Here is a 3,361-nt window from a genome sequence, read left to right on the forward strand (position 1 = left end):
CCGAGAGCACCGGCGGCGGCCCGCCGATCGCCGGCCGCGGCGAACCGCCGGGCCTCGGCGCGCAGCGCTTCGTGGCGCAGGAGATCCAGTTCGTCCGGTCCGACGCTCAGCCGGTAGCCGGCCGGGGTGCTGTGCAACCGGTCGGCCGCGCCGTGTCGCAGGAGCAGGCCACGCAGCTGGGATACCGTGTTCTGCACCTGGCGGCGGGCGGTCGGGGGCGCGGCATCGTCCCACACGATCTCGGTGAGTTCGTCGACACCGACCACGCGGTTCGGCTTGGCCAGGAGCGCGGCGAGGATCAGCCGCGTCCGGCCGCCCGGCACCTCGACCGGACGCGCATCCACCCGGACCTCCAGTGGCCCGAGCACCCGGAACTCCACCGCCGGACCCCCGTCCGCCTAGACCTTCCCGCGGCTCGCTGAGCAGCAGCGTAACGGGCGAAGGCAACGCGAGAGGACCGATCGAGGACAGATCAGGGACGGCACCGGCAGGGTCTGCACCGACCGCATTACCCATGGACAGGAGGTCCACATGTCACATCCGAGACTGGCGTGCGCCGTGGCCGCGCTGCTGACCCTCGCCGGGCTGCTGGCGGGCTTCGCACCGAGCCCGGCGGCCGCCGGACCGGCCGACGCGACGGCCCGTGCATCCGCCTGCGTGCGGCTGACACCGGGACCGTCGGATCCCTACGGTCATCGGTGGACCGGCCGCACCGTCTGCGACAACGACGCACCGGCCCCGATCTACCAGACCACCAACGCCGGGTCGGCGAGCGCGCAGAAGGGCTGGCTGCTGAGCACCCGGAGTTGGTTCCTCTGCTGGAAGGTCGGCGGCGACGTCGGCGGCTTCAACCACTGGTACTACACCCTCGGCGACAGGACGCTGCCTGGCCGCAGCAACGCCTGGGGTTTCGTGCCGGCCATCTACCTGCCCTACCCGGACCCGATCCAGTGGACCCCGGAGTGCTCCTTCGCCTGGGTTCCCGCCTGATCATTCCCACCACCCGGCCCGGGGCGTCGCGCCCTGGGCCGGGCCCTTCGTTGCGCCCGGGTCCGGCCCGCGGTGCGACAATCGTCGATGGAGTTCGGAGAGGAGGCCGTCATGGCGGGCACACCGTGGACGCTCCCCCTGACGTCGACCGTCACCGTCGCCGTGCTCGTCGTGCTCGCCGCATGCGACACGGCGCCGCCGGGCCCTGTCACCGGCACGACACCTGCGCCCGCGCCGTCCGCTGCGGAGACGTCCGGTGCGGCGACGGTCGTACCGGTAACCGCCCAGACCGGCCCAGCCGATCTGCTCATCCGGACGGACGATCTGCCCAAAGGCGTACCCGAGCAGGCTCAGATCTTCGAGGGCGGCGACCGCCGCTGCCCGGAGCCGGCGGGCGGGCGGCCACGCGTGGTGGTGACCTACCCCGAGCAGGAGATCCCGGCCGAGGTAGGCCTGTGTTTCGACGGCTTCGACCCGGAGGCGCCGCTGGAGGTGACCGTGACGCCACCGGCCGGCGCACCCGTGCGGTCGGCGGCCGACCCTCCGCATGGCGAGGGCGACCTGTTCTACCTGCTGTTCCCGCTGCTGCCGGGCGCACCCGAGGGCGACTACCGGGTGACCGCCGCCCAGGGCGGCCGGACCGCCACCGGCGAGCTGACAGCCCGCCTCGCCAACGAGGCGAGGGTGCTCTTCACCGGCCCCGACGGCGCCGGCATCCATCTCCTCCTCGGCGGTTTCCCGCCGAGGAGGGACACGACCCTCCACCTGTACGGACCACCGGACGAGCCGGTCGCACGACGCTACGATCCCTACCGCACGTCGTTCCGGGTGGCCGTGGACGCGCAGGGTGAGGCGCATTACGTGATCCCGGTCAGGCCCGAGTCGGCCGACCGGTGCTTCCGCATTCTCGGCGACGATCTTCCCACGCCGAAGGGGGACCGCGGAACCAATGCCTTCTGCCTCCGGCCCCGGTGAACCCGCCCGCGAACACCCTCAGGCAGCGTACGGGCGGAGACGGTCCTTCGCGTCCCGGGCCGCAGCGGTGCGAGGCGATTCAGGCCGGCCACTCGCAGTGAACGTGGTTGGTCTCGAGCTGGGCGAGGCTGGCCCCGAGCCGGTAGCAGCGGCTCACGCCGTCGACGTGGGGTCCGAGACGCCACTGACGTGGAAGCTCAGCAGCGTGACCTGCGCGTTCGGCAGAATCGCGCCGGCCGGATCGCGCCGGTGTTGCCATCCCACATCTGTACGGGTCCGGCACTGTAGACGGCGAGGTGCCGTCCGACTGCATGTTGAGCGCCGAACCGGATTGGCCGGGATGGCTGGCGCCACACATGGCCACCTGCCATGATCGCGGGCCAGATCCGATAGATCACCGTGCCGTCGGAACACTCCGCCGTCACCGCATGAGCACAGCCGCTCTACCGCTCAAGCGCACGTTTGCCCAGGTCACGATCATATCGCCAAGGCGGTTCGGGCACCGCCCACATCGATTCAGGTTTCCCATGTCACATGCCGTTGGTGGGCCCGGACCCACCGCTGGCGAAAACAGCTTTAAATCTGACTCATGATCCACTACCGGCCCCATCTGCCAGGACGACCAAGCGCCAACTCTGGATAAGTCCCGCTAGGAGTGTGTCTGTATTCTCGTTCCATCGCCGAGTGGTGCGTTCGCAACAACCGCCGTACTAGAGGCTGCGAACCTCGCGAGCGCCGGATCAGGCACCTCCGCGGAGCAGACGCTGCGCAAGACGACGCCTGAAGCCAAGCGCCGGTGACACCTCGGGATGCCTCGGTCGGGACATCGCGGATCGGTACATGATCCTCTGACATAAGCGGCCAGCTTCCCTGCAGGCAGGCTCGCGGGCGGACTCCCTGCCCGAGCTCGGACAGCGGCAGATCCGGATGCCTCCCCGCCCCGTTCCTGGACTTCTCGTCGCGGAACTCGCGACGGTGACCGGACGTCGGTGGACCCGTAGCCGCTACCGCGGCGCTCTTCAACCACGTACCTTATCGATCATGAGCATTCCGGGTAGCTCTTGGAACCGGGACTGGCGCTCCCTAGGCCTGGTGGCGCTCAACGGCCTGTGGGTTTTGTCCGGCCTTTGCATCGCTTTCGACGGCGCGAGGGCCGCCTGGCTCTGGGCCGGCGATGGTGATCGGGCTACCGGATTCGTCAGTGATATCGCTTCGATGTTCATCGGGCAGGTCGGCGCCGTGGCACTTCAGAGTCTGGTCGGTGCCGCTGTCGTCATCGCAGGTTGGCGGCGCATTCAGAGGATCTGCGGTGCGACGGCGAGCGGCCAAACCAGTTGAGTCGAACATTGCCAGGCCGACGATCGCTAAGGTTGACCTCAATGCCGCGTAGCTTAAG

4 protein-coding genes are annotated in these 3,361 nt (G+C 69.6%); 2 read left to right on the forward strand and 2 right to left on the reverse strand.

Annotated features, from left to right (window positions below):
* The coding region (locus Ato02nite_RS50925; RefSeq protein WP_213013963.1) for an AfsR/SARP family transcriptional regulator at positions 1-368 on the reverse strand (368 nt) is incomplete at its 3' end.
* Between the two features lie 163 nt (positions 369-531).
* Between Ato02nite_RS50925 and Ato02nite_RS50930 the strand changes: the two genes are divergently transcribed.
* Both Ato02nite_RS50930 and Ato02nite_RS50935 read left to right on the forward strand, forming a co-directional pair.
* Positions 532-990, forward strand: a complete 459-nt coding sequence (locus tag Ato02nite_RS50930) for a hypothetical protein (protein WP_213013964.1) — start codon at positions 532-534, stop codon at positions 988-990.
* Positions 991-1,101: 111 nt separating this feature from the next.
* Positions 1,102-1,965 (forward strand): hypothetical protein, encoded by an 864-nt coding sequence (locus tag Ato02nite_RS50935; RefSeq protein ID WP_213013965.1) that lies wholly within the window; start codon positions 1,102-1,104, stop codon positions 1,963-1,965.
* Between the two features lie 1,083 nt (positions 1,966-3,048).
* Here Ato02nite_RS50935 and Ato02nite_RS50940 read toward each other — a convergent pair.
* The coding region (locus Ato02nite_RS50940; RefSeq protein ID WP_213013966.1) for a hypothetical protein at positions 3,049-3,361 on the reverse strand (313 nt) is incomplete at its 5' end.

Origin of the sequence: Paractinoplanes toevensis, assembly GCF_018332695.1 — a bacterium.
Lineage (GTDB): Bacteria > Actinomycetota > Actinomycetes > Mycobacteriales > Micromonosporaceae > Actinoplanes > Actinoplanes toevensis.